General features: G+C 61.5%; 20 protein-coding genes. 12 read left to right on the top strand and 8 right to left on the bottom strand.

Annotated features, from left to right (window positions below; all coding sequences use genetic code 11):
- The first annotated feature begins 238 nt into the window (after positions 1-238).
- The gene (locus tag ACR9Y2_RS27080; RefSeq protein ID WP_435044996.1) at positions 239-733 is read left to right on the top strand and encodes a hypothetical protein; all 495 of its coding nucleotides are present in this window, start codon (positions 239-241) and stop codon (positions 731-733) included.
- Positions 734-866: 133 nt separating this feature from the next.
- Here ACR9Y2_RS27080 and ACR9Y2_RS27075 read toward each other — a convergent pair whose 3' ends face one another.
- Positions 867-1949, bottom strand: coding sequence for a hypothetical protein (locus tag ACR9Y2_RS27075; RefSeq protein ID WP_435044995.1), 1083 nt, complete (start codon positions 1947-1949; stop codon positions 867-869).
- 515 nt (positions 1950-2464) lie between these two features.
- Between ACR9Y2_RS27075 and ACR9Y2_RS27070 the strand changes: the two genes are divergently transcribed.
- From ACR9Y2_RS27070 to ACR9Y2_RS27055, 4 genes are all read left to right on the top strand, one after another.
- On the top strand, positions 2465-3817 hold the full coding sequence (locus ACR9Y2_RS27070; RefSeq protein ID WP_435044994.1) for an AAA family ATPase: 1353 nt from the start codon (positions 2465-2467) through the stop codon (positions 3815-3817).
- A gap of 120 nt (positions 3818-3937) precedes the next feature.
- Positions 3938-4069 (top strand): hypothetical protein, encoded by a 132-nt coding sequence (locus ACR9Y2_RS27065; protein WP_267239385.1) that lies wholly within the window; start codon positions 3938-3940, stop codon positions 4067-4069.
- Positions 4066-4911: a hypothetical protein gene (locus ACR9Y2_RS27060; protein WP_435044993.1), complete on the top strand. Its 846-nt coding sequence runs from the start codon at positions 4066-4068 to the stop codon at positions 4909-4911. The genes ACR9Y2_RS27065 and ACR9Y2_RS27060 overlap by 4 nt, the downstream gene beginning before the upstream one ends.
- 5 nt (positions 4912-4916) lie before the next feature.
- Entirely contained in the window at positions 4917-5390 is a 474-nt protein-coding gene (locus ACR9Y2_RS27055; protein WP_435044992.1) for a hypothetical protein, read from the top strand.
- A gap of 3 nt (positions 5391-5393) precedes the next feature.
- Here ACR9Y2_RS27055 and ACR9Y2_RS27050 read toward each other — a convergent pair whose 3' ends face one another.
- The 4 genes from ACR9Y2_RS27050 to ACR9Y2_RS27035 form a co-directional block, all read right to left on the bottom strand.
- Positions 5394-6371, bottom strand: coding sequence for an ATP-grasp domain-containing protein (locus ACR9Y2_RS27050; protein ID WP_435044991.1), 978 nt, complete (start codon positions 6369-6371; stop codon positions 5394-5396).
- Positions 6372-6404: 33 nt separating this feature from the next.
- Entirely contained in the window at positions 6405-6677 is a 273-nt protein-coding gene (locus ACR9Y2_RS27045; protein ID WP_435044990.1) for a hypothetical protein, read from the bottom strand.
- A gap of 118 nt (positions 6678-6795) precedes the next feature.
- Positions 6796-7203, bottom strand: a complete 408-nt coding sequence (locus ACR9Y2_RS27040; RefSeq protein WP_435044989.1) for a hypothetical protein — start codon at positions 7201-7203, stop codon at positions 6796-6798.
- A 220-nt stretch (positions 7204-7423) separates the two neighbouring features.
- Complete coding sequence (locus tag ACR9Y2_RS27035) at positions 7424-8008, bottom strand: TetR/AcrR family transcriptional regulator (protein WP_435044988.1); 585 nt, start codon at positions 8006-8008, stop codon at positions 7424-7426.
- A gap of 109 nt (positions 8009-8117) precedes the next feature.
- Between ACR9Y2_RS27035 and ACR9Y2_RS27030 the strand changes: the two genes are divergently transcribed.
- From ACR9Y2_RS27030 to ACR9Y2_RS27010, 5 genes are all read left to right on the top strand, one after another.
- Positions 8118-9023: an SDR family oxidoreductase gene (locus ACR9Y2_RS27030; protein ID WP_435044987.1), complete on the top strand. Its 906-nt coding sequence runs from the start codon at positions 8118-8120 to the stop codon at positions 9021-9023.
- 17 nt (positions 9024-9040) lie between these two features.
- Positions 9041-9814: an SDR family oxidoreductase gene (locus ACR9Y2_RS27025; protein ID WP_435044986.1), complete on the top strand. Its 774-nt coding sequence runs from the start codon at positions 9041-9043 to the stop codon at positions 9812-9814.
- Between the two features lie 8 nt (positions 9815-9822).
- On the top strand, positions 9823-10065 hold the full coding sequence (locus ACR9Y2_RS27020) for a hypothetical protein (protein WP_435044985.1): 243 nt from the start codon (positions 9823-9825) through the stop codon (positions 10063-10065).
- A 286-nt stretch (positions 10066-10351) separates the two neighbouring features.
- Complete coding sequence (locus tag ACR9Y2_RS27015; protein WP_435044984.1) at positions 10352-10822, top strand: response regulator transcription factor; 471 nt, start codon at positions 10352-10354, stop codon at positions 10820-10822.
- Between the two features lie 120 nt (positions 10823-10942).
- On the top strand, positions 10943-11494 hold the full coding sequence (locus tag ACR9Y2_RS27010) for a DUF4199 domain-containing protein (protein WP_435044983.1): 552 nt from the start codon (positions 10943-10945) through the stop codon (positions 11492-11494).
- Between the two features lie 91 nt (positions 11495-11585).
- Here the strand turns inward: ACR9Y2_RS27010 and ACR9Y2_RS27005 are convergent, their stop codons facing one another.
- The 3 genes from ACR9Y2_RS27005 to ACR9Y2_RS26995 all read right to left on the bottom strand — a co-directional run bounded on the left by ACR9Y2_RS27005 (position 11586) and on the right by ACR9Y2_RS26995 (position 15816).
- Positions 11586-13709, bottom strand: coding sequence for an ATP-binding protein (locus ACR9Y2_RS27005; protein ID WP_435044982.1), 2124 nt, complete (start codon positions 13707-13709; stop codon positions 11586-11588).
- Positions 13706-15247, bottom strand: a complete 1542-nt coding sequence (locus ACR9Y2_RS27000) for an ATPase domain-containing protein (RefSeq protein ID WP_435044981.1) — start codon at positions 15245-15247, stop codon at positions 13706-13708. The genes ACR9Y2_RS27005 and ACR9Y2_RS27000 overlap by 4 nt, the downstream gene beginning before the upstream one ends.
- Positions 15248-15423: 176 nt before the next feature.
- Positions 15424-15816, bottom strand: coding sequence for a TraR/DksA family transcriptional regulator (locus ACR9Y2_RS26995; RefSeq protein ID WP_435044980.1), 393 nt, complete (start codon positions 15814-15816; stop codon positions 15424-15426).
- 535 nt (positions 15817-16351) lie between these two features.
- On the opposite strand from ACR9Y2_RS26995, the gene ACR9Y2_RS26990 reads away from it, so the two are divergent.
- Both ACR9Y2_RS26990 and ACR9Y2_RS26985 read left to right on the top strand, forming a co-directional pair.
- The gene (locus ACR9Y2_RS26990; RefSeq protein ID WP_435044979.1) at positions 16352-16762 is read left to right on the top strand and encodes a hypothetical protein; all 411 of its coding nucleotides are present in this window, start codon (positions 16352-16354) and stop codon (positions 16760-16762) included.
- A gap of 9 nt (positions 16763-16771) precedes the next feature.
- Positions 16772-17809, top strand: coding sequence for a radical SAM protein (locus ACR9Y2_RS26985; RefSeq protein ID WP_435044978.1), 1038 nt, complete (start codon positions 16772-16774; stop codon positions 17807-17809).
- Positions 17810-17835 lie beyond the last annotated feature (26 nt).

Here is a 17835-nt window from a genome sequence, read left to right as displayed (position 1 = left end):
ACGCACGCGTTCAACGATCCTCGAACCTTGCCCTCGCCTGATATGGCCCCAGGAACAATTGAGGTCGCTCGGGTTTCCAATCCTGTGTGTTCTTGACCTCCCGATGGTTTCCGCTAGTTTTCGGTCTGCTGCAGACGGCCCGGTATTTTGGGTTGATCGGGTATGACTACTGGGCGGCGGCGCAGCATGAGCGCAGGTTCGACGTGGTGGCGTTTGTGCAAAGGGATCTGGCCGGCCGATGTTTGAACCTTACGGTTTCTGCGGCGCGTGGACGAGTTATTCTCTCGGCCAGTCGGTGGCACTAGGAATTGACTATCCCGCCTACATGGCCGCGATGATGCTTCAGGCTTCGATCAGCCGAAGTGCCACTTGTGTTGATGCCCTCACCACTCCACGCGGGCAAGTCCTTACAAGCCTGTTTGTGCTGCCTCTCTGGTTCCTCGTCGCGCTCAGTGCCCGCCGAATCGCACTGCGCCGTTGGCGGCGACCCGTCGTAAGTCCAATTGTTCGGGCCATTCTGCGTCTTGGATGGATGCTTCTGCCGTTTGGCTTACTCCTACTTCTGATGAGTGTCACAAGCGTGTTTTCCTCTGGAGCCGGGCTCTCTATTCGACTGGCGGGCCTGGCATTCTGGATGCTGTACTGGGGAAGTTTGGCCGTGGAGCGCATCCGAGTCTGGCCCTTCGAGTGGATCGAGAAGCAGGCTGAATGGCTCGCGCGGAGCGGACTGTGAAAGAACGGAATGTCCTGACCTGCCTCACCACGAAGCAATCCGATGCGCGATTGGCGGGTAGGCTCGAGCGACCCAGGCACGCGGGATCCACAGAGCCAAAGGGGACAGGCTGAGAGCGGCGACTCAAGGACGATCAGTGCCTGAGCAGCAACTTCAATGCCTCGGCAATCTGGTCCGTCTCATGTTCGGCAAGGGGCGGGCACGTGCTCCATATAGCGGCAAAATCCCGGACAGCCGGGGCAGTCGTTGAGTTGCCCAGATCATGAATCGCGTTCAGCAGGGCATGAGCCCGGGTGTAGTGACTCCTTGGCGTCTCCACCTCCGGATACGGCATGCCGTTCCACCATCCAGCTTTGAGTGTGGGGCAGGCACCAGACCAGTACACCGTTTCCTCACTTAGGAATTGGGCGAAGGGGCTGCCGGTAGCCCGCCGGGCGACCAGCGCGGCAATAAATTCCTGATGCCATCCCAAGAGGTTCGGGTCTGCAAGCAGGTCAAGCAAAACAGTCGCCTCGGCCACGTCTCCCCGCTTGAGCTTCTCAATCGCGGACGACCTCGCGATAGTGTTCCCCGAGCGCACCAGAGCGGCGAGTTGGCGACCGCGCTCGACCGCATCGGGGTTTGCCATCGCCTGATCCATTGAGCCGCGCCGGAGCAGAACCGATTGGAGGGAACCGCGCAACTGTGTCTCTGAAATGCCCAGCTTCGTGAGACAGGTTGGTCCGGGGATGTTTTGGAGGAAGGCATAGGTGCTTCCATCCTGAATCCAAACGGTAGAGGTGCGGAGATCACCCAGTAGATCGGCGGGCTCCCAACCACTGGTTTGGACGGGCAGATCAGATCTCGGGTTGTATTCCGGGCGTGCGCCGGGACGTCGAAGGAAGACGATTAGCCGATCGCGTTCCCCAACAGCAGGAATACCCACGCACGGGGCGCCGAGGCTTGATTTGGACAGTTCGCCGAGTCTCGCGGATCCAATTTGGGAGGGCGTCAAATCCTTCAACTCCAGCAGGGCCTGTGGTGTCAGTTCACCTTTGATGGTTTCGAGCACCCGGAACGTCCCCGCCTGAGTCGTCGGCGCGAGTACGACAATATCGGTCGCATTCCAACCGCAAGAATCCAGGTAGAACGACGGGCGGATTGCACCCAGAGCCAAACCAGCCGAGATCAAAGCGAGAACGGCCGGCTTGCGCAACTTCCAGCCAAAACCTGCCATAGGATTATAATGACACCCGAATTAGGCCAGCCATCCATTCCCCGTTTCGGCGGTCAGGATCTCAATGGTCATTCGATGAAAAGTGAGGTTTCTCACTTCTTTCGGGCCGGCCTCAGGGAAGTCAATGGCCACGCAGGCAGGGCGCGGTGCTGCCGGCGCATCACCTCCCGAGGCAGCGCCAGCGCAGGCCGGGCAAGAGAACTTGCCGAGCCTGGCTGCCTCATTGTCTTTCGCCCACAACTATGGGGTGATGACTGCGGCTGTTGGCGCGGCGGGCTGCAGTAAAGTTCCCTGGGGAACCTACCGAATACGGTAGAGAAGCGATGTCATTCAAGGGTCAGTGTTTGAGTTGCGGAGCGCGTTACTCCGAAGAATGCCGGTTCTGTGAGAATTGCGGCGCGGCGGTGTTCCGGCCGGAGCAATCGGCTGAGATACGGAGGTTGCAGGAAGCCTATGACTACCTTGTGCGGATTGCGTCAACGATTGATGCGAGGCTTCCGGAACTGCCAGGAGGCGTGACCTGCAAAGAAGATCTCCGACGCTATGCCATCCGCCTGGCTGGTGTGATTTTCGGGGCGGATCATTCAGTGAGTTGTGCGGAATGCGCAGCCTGGAACGAGCTCTTCGGAGGCACTTTCACCGCGCCAGCGCTGGCTGAATTCCTGTGGGCCAAGAAATCGAAGTTCGAGGAAGTGGTGGACCTGACGCCCGCCCTGCTTCGCTTCGCGATGTTTGCCGAGCGCAAGGATGCGGGCGCATTGTCCACCCGAATTATCGACGCGATTGTTGAATACTGCGAAGCGGCCGCGGCGGTGGACGGCGCCATCACGCTGGCCGAGCGGACGCTGATCGCTGAGATCAAGGCGCGCCTGACGGTGAGTGTGGCGCAGCAGCCCGCTGATGAACCGGCGGAGGAAGACGACTCGCCTGAGGAAGAGGAAGAAGAAGAGGACGAGCCGCCTCCTCCGGCGAAGCGCTCCGGCTCACGCCAGGCATCGAGAGCACGGAACAGAGAGGTGGAGGCCCAAGAGGAGCCCGACACGCTGGAAGCCGCGACGGCGGAGCTCGAGGCGATGATCGGGTTGGGGAGTGTCAAGCGCGAGGTGATGTCGCTGACGAACTTCATCCGAGTCGGCCAACTGCGCAAGCGGCATGGCATGCAGGCAATGAAGATGTCGCTGCATCTGGTGTTCACCGGACACCCGGGTACGGGGAAGACGCAAGTGGCGCGACTCCTGGGGCGGATCTACCGATGCCTGGGCGTTCTGAAGAAGGGTCATGTCGTGGAGGTGGACCGGTCGAAGCTGGTGGCGGGTTATCTGGGCCAGACGGCGATTGCCACCAATAAAGCAGTGGAGTCGGCGCTGGACGGAGTGCTGTTCATTGACGAGGCATACACGCTGAAAGCGGAAGATCGCGACTGGTTTGGACAAGAGGCCATCGATACCGTACTGAAGGGCATGGAGGATAACCGGGATCGCCTGGTGGTGGTGGCGGCAGGGTATCCAGAGCCGATGCAGAGATTCCTTGGCAGCAACCCGGGGCTGAAGTCGCGGTTCACTAAACTGATTCATTTCCCGGACTACGAACCCGACGAACTCGTGCAGATTTTCCTGAAGTGTACGCGTGATTCCGGATACGAGATGGAAGATGAGGGATTAGAGCTGGTTCGCGATGCCCTCACAGAGAAGTGGACGAACCGGCAGGCGGATTTTGGAAACGGACGAATGGTTCGAAATCTATTCGAACTAGTACAGCAACGGCATACAGATCGTGTGGCTCGAATGCGACGTCCGACACAGCGTCATCTCTCGACAATTGAGGCGGACGATGTCCCAAGTCGCGAAGAGATGGAGGCGATGCTGTGACGATTGATCTCCTGTGAACAAGCTGTAATCAATTGCGGCCTGACTCCCGATATTGAAACAGTGCGACATCCTTCTCCGTTCTCATACTTACCGTCCTCCAGGCGCACGACGGTATGGGACATGGTCGTGATCATCCTGAAGCGCATGCTTGCCATTGTGGTGGTGAGAGTGATGCTGGGAGGCGCCGCGATTCTCATTATGCTGCTTGCGGTAGCGGCAGCCAAAATCTTCTTTTTCCAGGGCAATTCATGAAACCAGGCATTGGATTCTTAGGAATCTGCGGTGTTGCATTCGCCTCGACCGGCGGGGTGCTCGCATTGACGGGCGGAGGGCTCGCCCTATCAGGCAGCCGTGACCAGGCGGCGATCTTCCTGATGTGTTCCGCTTTCGTTGGATCACCGGGCATCTTCTTCTGGAGCGTGGGGCGGGCGCGGAAGCGCAGGATGGCTGCTGTCTGCATGACACAGCAGGCGGTGGGCCAGGGGGTAGATTCCGTCATCGCGCTGGCGAACGTGGTGGGGTTCTCGGTGCCGGAGACGGCGTGGTGTGTCGACAGGGCTATTTCGGAGGGGATGCTGCCTGGCAAGACCGTGGACCTGGCCGCCGGAGCGGTGGTGGAGGTGCGTCCGCCGGCCCTGCCTGTTCCGGCACCGGCGGTCTTCGCGCAAGTGCGCGCGCAGCAGGCGCCAGCGGCGAGGGCCGCAGCGTCTGGAACGGGCCTCGAGTTTCTCGACGATGACCACTGCGACTCCGCCGACGATTTCGAGAATGGGGCGGCGGTGGAGGATTCGGAGGAAGCGGCGGAGGATTGCGAAGAGGCCGCCCCAACGGTCTCTGTCGAGGAGCGGCTGTCCGAGTACAGTGAGTTCGTTCACCGGCGCACGTGCGTGCATTGCGGATATTACGGCCGTATGGGGATCAATAAGACCATCAGCCGGGCGGGGACGCGGTTTTCGGGTAAAGCGGTGAACCAGATCATGGGGCAATCCGGCCTGAGCCGGTGGATGACCAAGGACCTGCGGCAACAAAAAGACCAGTGGGAAGCGATCTGTCCGAGCTGCGAAGGCAAGAACTATTTCGAGGCATACCGATGATAGCGATGAAAAAGCCGGCCTCCGGAATCCTGAGGGGCATGCTGTTATCCACCGGATGGTTTTTTGCCATGACCGGTCTGGCCGGGGCCCTTCACACGGACCGGCGGGCTACCGCGGAGAATGCACCCGCGCAACTCGAAACGCCTGCACCGGCTGGGGTGCCGAAGCTCGAGCAGGCAACGCCAACGGTGGAAACCCAGCCGGTTCCTCCGCCTGTCGAGTCATGGGCCATCCCTGAATGCAAGCTTGAGGGGTGCGATAGCGCGGCACTCGCCACTGAGCGGGACCAATTGACGGCTGCCTACGGCAAGCTGGACGCGGGACTCACCAGCGAGGGCCGGGAGCAACTGGTGAAGAGCCACTTGGAATGGAAAGACGAACTGGCGGCGTGCACCGACAAGGATTGTGTTTCGAAGCTGTATCGCAAGCAGCTGGACCTGATCAGCGCTCGGGAGGCTCCGGAAGCTCCGAAGCCGTAGCTGTCAGCAGGGCGGGCCTTGCGGCTGAATGAGCGCGGCTGCGATAGCCTCGCTGATGGGCAAGGCCGCGTCCAGTTCGGTCCAGAGCCAGTTGCCGGATACGTTGGATTCCAGGAAGCGGATCTCCTCGTTCTCATCGACGGTGAGATCGCAACTGGCGTAACGCAGGCCGAGCGACGCGACCAGCCTTACCAACGAAGCCTGGATGGCGGGAGGCAGGGGGAAGGGCTCGGCGCGAATACTCGTGTCGCGGCGGAAGTCCACCGGCGCGCCGCTGCGGACGCGCATGGCCGCCGAGAAGACGCTGTTGTCGACCACCGTGGCGCGAATATCGAACTTCTTGTGGACGCGTTGCTGGAGGAGAGACGGGGTGGTGTCGACACGGACCGGCTGACCGGCAGGCAAGGGACGAAACTCGACCGCGTAGGGGGCGGAGAAGTTTTCGGTGGTGAGTTCATGGGCGTGGACGAACTCTCCGCTGACCTTGGCGAGAGCGGCATTCGAGATCGGCTTGATGATGCAGTCGTGGTTGTGGGCTGCGTGGAATTCCAGGAGCTTCGAGTAATCCGAGCTGACAATAAACGGGGGGACACTCAAGCCCGCGGCGATGGCCTTGTGCGCCTGAAGGATGCGGCAATCGGCGCGCACCTCGACCCATGGATCGTTGATCCACAGTGATGAGTCCAACATGCGCAAGGGCGCCAGGAAAGCGGCCAGTTCTTCTGATCTGGAGAAATAGGTGAGGGGGTTGGCATCGGACGGCGTCAGGCCATCGATGGCGAAGCGGCAGAGCACTCCAGCGACGTCGGCTGACGACAGGGTTTCGCCGGACGGGAACTCGTACACTGCGCGAGTTCCCGTCCCGGTTTCAATATGTACGTTTGCTGGAAGACAATGATCGACGGTGGGATCGACCCTGACGACCCGGACACCTTTTTCGCCTAACCGGTAGACGACGCTATCCGCGTGAAGATCGCTCACGAGCGCCACGATCAAGACCGCGGAGGAGTTCATTTAGCGACCAGCGCGCTTGTCGGTTTTGCCCGGCACAATGGTCGACGACTTGTATTTCCCGCTCGGGGTGTAGCCGGCGGGAATGGTGTGACCGGGGGTGTAGCAGGAGGTTGGCGGGCTGCTGCTGCGGGCGAGGTGCAGCGGCAAGCCGTCGACACCGACATTCAATTGCCTCTCGCTGCTGTACTCTTCGTGGTCACTATTCAGAGGACCAGGCTGAGATTGGGGATAGGGCTGAAGAAAGAACGCGATGAGTGGTTGTTGGTTTTCCATACTGGATGAGTTCGTTTCTGTGTTGCCTTTCGAAGTAGCTTGCGGCTCAGCTTCCAGACAACACCGGCAACAGTACCATCGTCCGCATTCCAGACTAATATTAGGGCCTTTTTATCCTTTATTTCCTACGATGAGAGGCCGATTCGGGCACCCACCAACGAAGTGGTATGGGGCGAGGAGAAATGTCCCTCACAAGGTCGCCGCCACCCCAGACGTAGCGACCGGTGCGTCCCGAGAGTTTCCAGCCTTTCGGCGGATTGCCCAGGGGCGCAGCGTAGATTATTTCGCGTCCAAACAAGCGCGTGCGCACCACCCGCAGCAGCAGGTCACCCTGGGGATTGCCGTGCAGGAGCCCAGCGGGGTCGTCGACGAGGACGAACGCCCGGCTGTGGCTGACGGCCGTGAAGGTAGTGCCAGCAAGCGGGAGTTCGATTTCCCCAGCCGGACTGATCAGAAGACCGATGCCCTCCAGTGGATTGTCGACGGACTGGTCCCAGGCGAGATAGACCCTGTAGCGCTTCGGCATCCTCATCGAATTCCTGGATTCCCTTGGCGGCCGTTCGGCCTGCCGCCATGCAATGATCGGCCGGAAGCCGGCGGCCCATTATGCGTCGAAGGGCCTATTGAGCGGACGCGCTGTTCCATCCGGCTTCGCGGGATCACAGCAGTACAGATTCAGGAGACCTGCGGCGGCGGGGCTGAAGTCGCGCAGGATGAATCCTGCCCTACAAGAGACTGGATGCGATCTACTTGGTTGGCCGCGAGCCGGTGATCAGGATGTCCACCAGTCGTTGGGCGCTCTGCTGCCAGTCGGGGCTGGCGGCGACGTTGGCTACTCCGATCAGGGCTCGCAGCAGGTCGATGGGATCGAGATCTTCGCGGATTTCGCCGGTTGCTATGGCGCGCTGGACCAGGGCCCGGATTGCGTCCCAGATCTGAACATGAGAAGACTCGAAGACCTTGGAGGCCCCCCCTAGCAGGGTGTTCAAGACCGGTGCGATGAGCTTCTTCGCCGCGATGTACTCCACAAACAACTTCATCCAGGCCCGCAGGGCCTCGATCGGCGGCATCGACTCGGCGAATTTGCGCTCCGCCGCCGCGAGCTTCTCCACTTCCGTCCGGTAGACGGCTTCGATCAGGGCTTCCCGCGTGGGGAAGTGGCGGTACAAGGTGCCGGCCCCGACCCCGGACTGCTTGGCGATCTCGTCCAGGCTCGCCTCCGCGCCAAACTGCGTGAACGCCTCCTTGGCGACCTGCAGTATGCGGTCGCGATTGCGTTCCGCATCGGCGCGCGGTTTTCTGGGGGCGGGTTGAGGACGCTTAGTGGCCATCGGAAATTTACTTGCAACCGGAGACAGTCTCCGGTAATCTACAAATGCGGAGACAATCTCCGTTTTATCAGATTACCGGAGCTTGGTCAATCCAGAAAGGGCCACAAGCATGCATGTATTTGTTACGGGGGCCACGGGTTTCGTGGGCTTTGCGGTCGCACAGGAGTTGATAAGCGTGGGCCATCGGGTGGTGGGGCTTGCCCGTTCGGATGAGGGCGCGAAGGCTCTTGCCACGATCGGCGTGCAAGTCCATCACGGCGGTCTCGAGGACCTGGAAAGCCTGCGCAGCGGGGCTGCGATGACGGACGGGGTGATTCACTGCGCCTTCAACCACGACTTCTCGAAGTTTTCGGCCAATTGCGAGTTGGACCGGCAGGCCATCGAGGCACTGGGTTCCGCGCTTGCCGGTTCGGAGCGTCCCCTGATTGTGACAGGCGGGATCGGCCTGATTGCTCCGGGCCGTTCGGCTACGGAAGAAGACCGGCCACCCGCTGAGGGAAGCCGAGGGTATCCGCGGGTTTCGGAACAGACAGCGGACGTGTTGGCTGGGCGAGGCGTGCGGACGGCGGTGGTGAGGCTGCCGCAGGTGCACGATCCGGTCAAACAGGGGTTCGTTTCGTATCTGGTGGAGGCGGCGCGGGCGAAACGCGTTGCGGCGTATGTGGGCGACGGAGGCAACCGCTGGGCGGCCGTGCACCGACTGGATGCGGCGCGGCTTTACCGGTTGGCGCTGGAGAAAGCGGCTTCGGGCAAGGACATTGGGGTCGCACGGTATCACGCGGTGGGCGAGGAGGGGATCTCGGCGAAAGAGATTGCGGAAGCGATTGGCCGAGGCCTGAAGATCCCGGTTGTCTCTCTTGCCCCGGAGCAGGCGGTGGAGCATTTCGGGTTTGTCGGGCAGTTCGCGAGTCTCGACATGCCGGCCGCCAGTGCCCTGACCCAGGAGCGCCTGGGGTGGCAGCCTACCGGGCCGGGCTTGGATGCGGATCTGGATGAAATGTTCGCGGCAGGTTGAGTAGAAGGGAGAGAAGAGTGCCAGACAGGACAGGAAACGACAAACAAGTCGCTCTCATTACGGGGGCGAATCAAGGCATCGGACTTCAGATCGCGAAGGATCTGGCGTCGCACGGCTTCACGGTGCTGGTGGGGTCGCGCAATCTGGAACGCGGCCAGGCGGCGGCGGAGACGATCGACGGGGACGCCCATGCGGTCCAACTCGATGTGACGGATGCGGTTTCGATCGAGGCGGCCGCGAGCCGCATCCGCAACGAATTTGGCCGCCTCGACGTGCTGATCAACAACGCCGCGATCTCCAGTACGAATATGCGGCCCGATATGACGATGGAGGAGTATACCCGGACGACGCGGCCGAGCATTGTATCCCTGGATGAAGTACGTGCGGTCTGGGAGACCAATGTTTTCGGCGTGCTCGCGGTGTACCAGGCGATGCTGCCACTGCTGCGTGAGGCCCCGCATGCGCGGATTGTCAATGTGTCGAGCGGCTTGGGCTCGCTGACGGCGAACTCGGACCCGAACTGCCCGTACCGTCAGATTTTCGGCCCGGTTTACCCGGCGTCGAAGACCGCTCTCAATGCGATGACGGTGGCTATGGCGATTGAGCTGGAGTCGACGGGGATCAAGGTGAACGCCGTGACTCCTGGGTACACCAAAACGAATCTCAACAATTACTCGGGTACGGAGACGGTGGAGGAAGGGGCGGCGGAGGCGGTGCGGGTGGCGCTGCTGGGTCCGGATGGGCCGACAGGTACCTTTACCCACGCAAAGTTGGGAACGATTCCCTGGTGAGGAGGAGCATGAAGAACGAAAGAGCAAGTGGTGGGGGGATGACCATGGCCGAGCGGGAGCTGGCGGCGTTCTTCCGGGCGGTGATGGAGCTGTATGGACCGGAACAGGCAGAGGCCTCGGCGGAGGATTGGCTGCAAGCGCTGATGGCGCGGTGTGGGCTGCCCGGCTCCGGCCGGGAGTGGAGAGAGGTGAGCATCGCGGCTGCGGCGCGGCTGGCGAGCCGGGTGGGGACGGGGTTCCTGCCTGTGTGAAGGGGGGGCGGCGGAGTGGGGATCCCATGAGGACGCTCGCAGCCGGGGCGCGTTGCGTTGGGAGACACGGCGGTAGCCCGTCGCTCACGCTCCGGGATTGGGGCTGGGTGGGCGGGTTCCTCTCGTTTGGCGGCCCGTAGGGCCGGGGCCCGCTCCTTGCCAGTCGCGGTTCGCGGCGCGGTGGGGACCACTCCCCGACGGTCGTGGTTCGTTGCGGCTTCAACCACTTTGGCGGCCATGGGGGCCTGTGGGCGGGCGGGGTTATACTCGTTCCACCACCCCTTGCATGAAGCGCCATGTCCTTATTTATGGTCTCGCCGGCGGCGTCCTGATCGCCACGCTCCAATACACCCAGTACCGCTTCGTCGTCATTGAGCATTCCGTTGAGCTGTATACCGCGCTGGTCGCCATCCTGTTCGCCGCTTTCGGGATCTGGCTGGGGCTGCGCATTACTCGGAGGCGCGAGATCATCCGCGAGACAGTGGTGGTGCGGGAGGTACTGGTGCCCGTGGAAGCCCCCTCGCTCGAACCCTTCGCTCCGAACGTGGCCCAGCAGCAGACACTCGGCATCACGGCGCGGGAGTTGGAAATCCTCAACCTGATCGCGCGCGGCCTGAGCAATCGGGAGATCGCGGAGCAGCTTTTCGTCTCGGAAAGCACCGTCAAGACGCACTGTGCCAGGGCGTTCGACAAGCTGGGCGCCGCCCGCCGCACGCAGGCCGTCCAGCGCGGCAAAGAGTTGGGGTTGCTGCCGTAATCCCGTCATCCGAAAGAACTATTTGCGCTCCAGTGCTGTAGAATCATCCGAAAGGATGACGACACCCGACCCCGTTACACGGCATCGTGGCTCCATCGCCATTCGCACCAGGAGCCTCATATGAAGAAAACCGTCCTCACCTTCGGCCTGATCGCAGGCCTGATCGTCTCCGTCCTCATGGGCGGGTCGCTTCTCCTTGCCGACAAGATCGGTACCGGCCACAGCATGGCCCTCGGCTACACCATTATGGTGGCGTCGTTCCTGCTGATCTACTTTGGTGTGCGCAGTTACCGCGACAATGAGCTCGCGGGGCAGATCTCCTTTGGCCGGGCCTTCGCCTGCGGCATCCTGATCACCCTGATCACCACGGTCTGCTATGTCGCCATGTGGGAGATCCTGTACTTCAACTTCATGCCGCATTTCATGGACAGCTACTGGGCCGCGCAGATCAAGAAGGTCCAGGCGTCCGGGCTGGACCCCGCCACGACGGCCGCGCAGGTGGCGGAGATACAGCACTCCCAGCAGCTGTACCAGAACCCACTCGTGAATATCGCCTATACCTTCATGGAGCCGCTGCCCGTGGGCCTGCTGATTACGCTGATCTCGGCTGGCGTCCTGCGGCGGAAAGGGCCGGCCGAACCGCGCTCGGCTGCCGGAGTGGTGACCGCATAGAGCTGGAATCCGGCGAACGCCAGGGCTGTGCTTCAGGTGGATGCGCCGAGGGGCGGGATCAAGGCTGGCTTCGTTGCTCGCGGCCAGTGGACTAGCCCGCTTGCTGAATCGCGTCCTGAATGCTCTTGAGGAGCTGAGCTGCGCCATACGGTTTCTGAATGAAGCCGACAACCGCGTCGCCCAGCTCCTCTCGTGCGAACGTCTCGCTGTACCCGGTGGAGAGAATGATAGGCACTCCGGGCCGGATTTCGCGGATGAGTGCAAATGCCGCCTGGCCGCCCATAACGGGCATGGTCATATCGAGCAGGACGGCGGTGATGCCCGCGGCGTTTTGCCTGAAGATGTCAACGGCTTCTTGGCCATTCGCGGCCAGCAGGACGCTGTACCCGGATTGCTTCAGAATGACTTCGGCCAACGCCGTGAGGGAGGACTCATCGTCGGCAATCAGGATGGTTCCGGTACCCCGCGGGGCCTTCGACGAAGGCGCGGCGGCCGGCTTCTGTACACCAGCAGGCACTGTCGGGAAGGAGACGGTGAAGGTCGTACCTTGCCCCGGGATGCTATCCACCTGCAAGGCGCCCCTGTGGCTGCGGACGATGCCTGATACGGCAGCCAAGCCCAAGCCTCGCCCTGTGAACTTCGTGGAGAAGAACGGGTCGAAGATCTGAGCCTTGGTGGTTTCGCTCATGCCGGAACCCGAGTCTTTCACTTGCATGAAGAGATCCGAGCCCTCACCTACGAGGCCGGTGGCCACCTGAACGGTGCCCCCTTCCGCGCCGATCGCTTCCGCCCCATTGATGATCAGGTTCATGACGATCTGGCGTATCTGACTGGCATCTGCTTCGATCCAGGGTAGATCCGGCTTGAGAGCGAGTTCCAGGCGGACAGTTTTGGGAATACTGGCGGCAATCAGCGGCAGCATTTCCGCGATTAGCATCGACAGGTCGAAGCGACTGATTGCGAATTTGCCTTTGCCGGCATAGGCCAACAACTGCGCCACCAATTCGGCCGCCCGGACGCTGGAGCGCTCAGCGATCTCGATGATCGAATAGGAGGAGTCGTCCGGAGACAAGTTGCCCTTGATCAGCGTCAAGCTGCCCATGACGCCTGTCAGAAGGTTATTGAAGTCGTGGGCGATGCCGCCGGCCAACACCCCGATGCCTTCCATCTTCTGGGCCTGCTGCAACTCCTGGGCGGAGCGGCGCAGCTCGGTCACATCGCGAATCAACACACCGTACTCGCGCGTCTCGCCGTGCCCCAACGAAGCGAGCACGCTGGTGCCGAGAAAGCGGGTACCGTCGTTGCGGACCCGCCAACCTTCCCATTCCACCCAACCGGACTTGTCCGCCTCGGACATGGGCTGCTGCAGGCCCTCGGCGGGCACACCGTCGGCGGCCGAGAGGCGGCAGGCATCCTGGCCCATGATTTCACCTTCCCGGTAGCCAAAGAGCCGCTGGGCGCCGCTGTTCCAGCTGGTGATCCGGCCGGCAGGGTCCACTGTGAGAAGGGCGTAGTCTTTGACACCGTCGAAGAACAGGCGATACCGCTGGCTGGTTTGGGCCAACTTTCTTTGCAGGATGGCCGAATAGCGCTGCCCGAGGAATCCCTGGCCAAGCGCCATGAGCAGTTTGGCGTACAACTGAAGCGTGGTACGGGCGATGGGCACCTGGCGGATGGCCGCTGCCCACAACCTCTGCGGAGAGACGTGCCGAGCCCTGGCCAGGCGTTGCAACGGCAAGGGCTCGGGGTAGTGGCTGAAGACCTGGCCGGCAAGAAGAGTGCCCAAGTGCTGACCGCCCAAGGACAGTGGCACCGCGACATGAGTGAGTCCAGCCTGGTCCTGCACCATCGCCACCCCATCCGTCCGCAGGGCATCTTGGACGGCGCTGCATCGCTGCCCCGCTGGCAACAGGCAGAAGGGACAGCCGGTATCGCCGAACTTCTCCGCCCCACTGTGAGCCAGGCTCCAGACGGGCTGTGGATTGTGGCAGATTCCCAGCAGGCGCCCTTCCGGGTCGGAGAGAGCCACTGACAGTTTCATGGTGTGGGCGAACGTCTCGAGCACTGAGGTCCAGCCGGCGGGGTCCAGCAACTCGGCATGCCATTCCGGAGAGAGATGGACATAGCTGTACTCCTCCTCGGAAAGGCTGGCCTCCGCCCTGAGGATTTCGGCCGCCCCTGGGGTGAGGCCGAAGGGTGCTTTGTGCTCTTTCATATGGGATTCAGAGGCAGATGCGGAACGGTCAGCCGGCTGGGAGCCCGGCTGAGGATGCCAGAGTAGTTGGAGAGAGGTTGCACACTCGCGACTTGCTCGTCGAACGGGAGGAGCGAGATTCCGCCTTGCCCGATGACATACTCCCGGCTATCGAATTCGTGCTTGCTGCCGCGTGACTTCACGACCGTGAGGCAGCGGCGCAGCGAACTGTTGATTTCCACGAGGCTCAGAAGAATGATGTTGTCCACAATGGAGCTTACGGGAAAATCCGGCATGAAGGACGAGAGACCCAGAAATTCGGGATTCTCGTAGCTGAAGAAGGTCGTCATCAACCGGTGTTTGCTGTAGGCCACCAGCGCATGAAAGAAGTCGCGGTAGACACCCTGGTCGACGAGGGCCGTACTATAGCTTGTCATTCCATCGATGACCATGCGCTGGATATTATGTTCTTCGATTGTCCGCACGATCTTGGAGAAATGTACGTCGATATTCAACTCCTGCGGACTATCAAACAGGACGTGGATGGTCCCATCGTCGATTTGGGCCTGCAGATCCAGGCCGATTGTTTCGGCATTGCGGACGATCTGGGCCGGGTGTTCATCGAGCGAAATGAGCAAGCCTTTCAGATTCAGGTTGATCGCCCCCTGCCTCAGGATCTGTGTGCCGAGAACGGTCTTGCCTACACCAGAAAGGCCGACCACCATCGTGGTAGACCCATCGAGTATGCCGCCACCCAGCAACGTGTCCAGAGCCTCGACTCCGATGGCGGAGCGCCGGGCCTTGGAGGTGGGCTGATCGAGAGTCAGGCGGAGCGGCGCCTGAACACGGCGGAACATTTGAAGGCCCTTTCCAGACACAATTTCCAGGGCATGCTCGCCATTGTCATAGTCTTGACCGCGGCTCTTGACGATCTCAATGGAGCGAAGGACTCGCCGATTGAAGAGAGTTCGCCGCAGGCGAATCACTGTGTCGGCCAGGGCCCCCGTCGCCTCCAGCGTGAGCAGCGTATCGGGATAGCTTCCGATTTCGTGGGAGAGCATCGTCGTCAGATGCGCCCGGCTGAGACCTTCCACCAACTGTTGCAGAACCTCGCGGTAAGAGCCCGGTCCGGCAGCCATGAACGCGCCACCCGTCGTGGAAGCCCGACGCAGAAGACCGACGCCATCGATGAAGATCCGTCGGGCTCCCATCTCAGAGGCTGTCTCCAGCAGAAGACTATCCACCGCCTGTAGCTCCTGGTCGAGGACACTGGGACTGGTGAAGATGATCTGTAGCTTGCGCTGTTCCTGCAGTTCCGCGAGATCCCAACCCATGGCGGCAGCGTCGCGGATCAATTTGTCCGGGCTCACCTCGAAGACGACGATGATTCCGGGCTCATTGAACTGAGTAATGCCCCGGTAAATGAACTCGGTGCCCAGGAGCGTTTTGCCGCTGCCGGTTGTTCCTTCGACGAGGATCACATTGGAGTTCGGGATCCCCCCCAGGAGGAGGGCATCGAGCCCTGAAATGCCGGTCTGAACTACTTTGTCGCTAGCCACTACGTCTTCCCTTCCCGTCAGATTCCACTTCGTTGGCGCCTACCGCTGGCGGCCCCGCCGCCGCCGGGGGCCGAAGGATCAGCGGACCCACATTCCCTTTTCGGCGAAGTCCGGCGGTGGCGGAGAGTGAAAGAGCCGTGCGGCTGAGGGCGGCCACTGGAGTTCGGACCGCAGCCCTACCACTGGGCATCGGCAAAAACCTGTCGAAATGATGATTCGGACCCCTGCCGATCCCGCTCGGAAGCGTCCTGGCAGTGGACACACCGTGCGGCCCATGGCATGGTCTGAAGGCGCTTTGGGTTGATGGCTTCATCGCACTCGATGCAGGCTCCAAAAGTGCCACCGCGAACCCGACGCAGCGCTGCCCTGACCTCGCCAAGCAGGCTCGAATCGCGGTCCGCATTGCGAATCGCGAGCTCCCGCTCCAGCGCGCGTTGCGTCTCATCCGCCTGGTCCGCGCTCTTCTCAATGGCGAGATCCTCGCGATTGTGCAGTTTTTCTACCAGTTCCAGCTCTTTGCGTTCGAGAATGGAACGAAATCCATCCGACCCATTGCCTGCTGTGTTCATGGTGGTCTCCGGAGCCCAGCCGGGCTTCCCCCCAGACATTACACGCCGGCACCCAATTGAGCTTCGTTATCACGGACCGATGGGGCCCGGCGCGGGAACCGACCCGAACCAAGATGAGAATCTCCGACGGAATTCGGGCAATTGTCCGAATCACCAGCCGCATTACCTTTGCCTCTCAGCAACTTGACACTGGGATACGGAGATTTCGATGCTGGTTGTAGGCGATCGTCACAAGGTAATGAAGAGCACCTGGACCGGCAAGCCAGGGTCCGATCCTGGACGCTGTGGCCGCTGGAGGCCGCTTCGTGAACCTAACGGGCGCTGACCAAAAATGGTCAGCCGACGCCCTGGCGTCACCTCCATGGGGGCACGGGCTCAATGGACCGCTTCGACGGCACGCCGGGCCAGGTCGATCGTGACTTCAATAGCATTCAGGATTTTCCGTACTGAATATCGTTGACACCAATGCGTGGAAATGCTAGACCACTCGAAGGCGTCACCTCATGACGCGGATGATGCGAGGAGTGTTTATATCATGGCAACCAAACGGGCTGTAAAAAAGCAGCCGGTAGTCGATGTAAAGGCGCTCGCGGCCGAAATCGGAGCGACTGTAAAAGAGGGCAAACTTACCACGGTACGGAACAAATACATTCTGACCGTAGGTAATACGAAAAACGAGCTCGTGCCTGGGGAGATGATCGACGAGGCGGAGCTCAAGAAGCTGGCCGGGCAGATCGTGCCTGTTGTCGTTTCCGGCCGGACCATTGTGGCGTTGGGCTATCCCGATAGACCGTGGTGCTACATTCTCTGCTACGTGCCTGGACCGGACATCTGGAAGCGGATCCGGCCGGAGCTGCGTGTTCAGTTGATCAAGCAGTACGCGGCCGCGGGCGTTATCAACAGCAAGCTGGAGCAGGTTCTGCTGACTCCCATCCAACTTCCATAGCGGCAGTCCATGACGCCCTACAAGCAGATCGTGCTGGAGGTCACCGAGGCCTGCCACCATGCGTGTCTTCACTGCTATAACTTCTGGCGCGAGCACCGCGCTCCTGTTATGGCACCGGACACCCTGACCAGGGTCGAGATCCGGGACCTCATCCGGCGAATCAAGCACGATGCGCCGCTAAAGCAGGCAGGGCTCTCCGGGGGGGAGCCCCTCCTGCGCGACGATTTACCAGGCATTGTCGAGGACCTTCGCAAGGAAGGCCTGGGCGTGGTGGTGATCACCAATGGCACCTTATTGACTCGGGCGCGCGCCGGGCGTTTCCCGGAGGATACGGTGTTCGAACTGACGCTTTTCGGCGCCGACGCCGCGTTGCACGACAGGATTGCGGGGGTACCGGGCGCGTTTGAGAAGGTTCTGGAGGGTGCGATCGCCGCCACGGAAAGCCGCTGCCGCGTTGCGGTGAGTGTGGTGGTGAGCGGACTGAACGCCCACGAGGTGCGCCGCGCGTTGGAACTGGGGATCGCCCTTGGGTCAGAGGGGTTCCTGCTGAATCGGGTGAATTTCAGCCGCTGCACGGCCGGGCAGGCTGGCCTGCTGGCGCTGACGGTGGAGCAGTTTCGGCAGATGTTGGAGGCGGCGGAGTTGGTGGCGGTCGAGTATGGCGCCTCGATTGCAGTCTCCGTGCCAATTCCGCCCTGTGTGGTGGACCCGTTGCCATATGAGCACCTGCATTTCGGATGGTGCCCGCGAGGGAGTTCGGAAGCGTACTATACGGTGAGCCACAACGGGCTGTTGCGTCCGTGCAATCACTCGTCGAGAATCCTGGGGGACCTGCGGACGCACTCGTTTGCCGAGTTAACCTCAGGACGGGCAGCGCGGCAGTTCTGGGCGCCCATACCGGCTGAGTGCCTGGCGTGTGAGCATCCACTGGCAAGTGTGTGCCGGGGCGGGTGCCCGGCGGCCAGCGATGAATGCTATGGGACGAGGCTGCGCTGGGATCCGCTGATCAATATCGTGAACAGTGGAGTCCAGGCAGCGTCTGTTTAGGCGGTACCGCGCCGGCTTGGCCGGGC

It is taken from the genome of Paludibaculum fermentans (assembly GCF_051172195.1).
Lineage (GTDB): Bacteria > Acidobacteriota > Terriglobia > Bryobacterales > Bryobacteraceae > Paludibaculum > Paludibaculum fermentans_A.
This window is presented reverse-complemented; position numbering and strand designations above follow the sequence as displayed.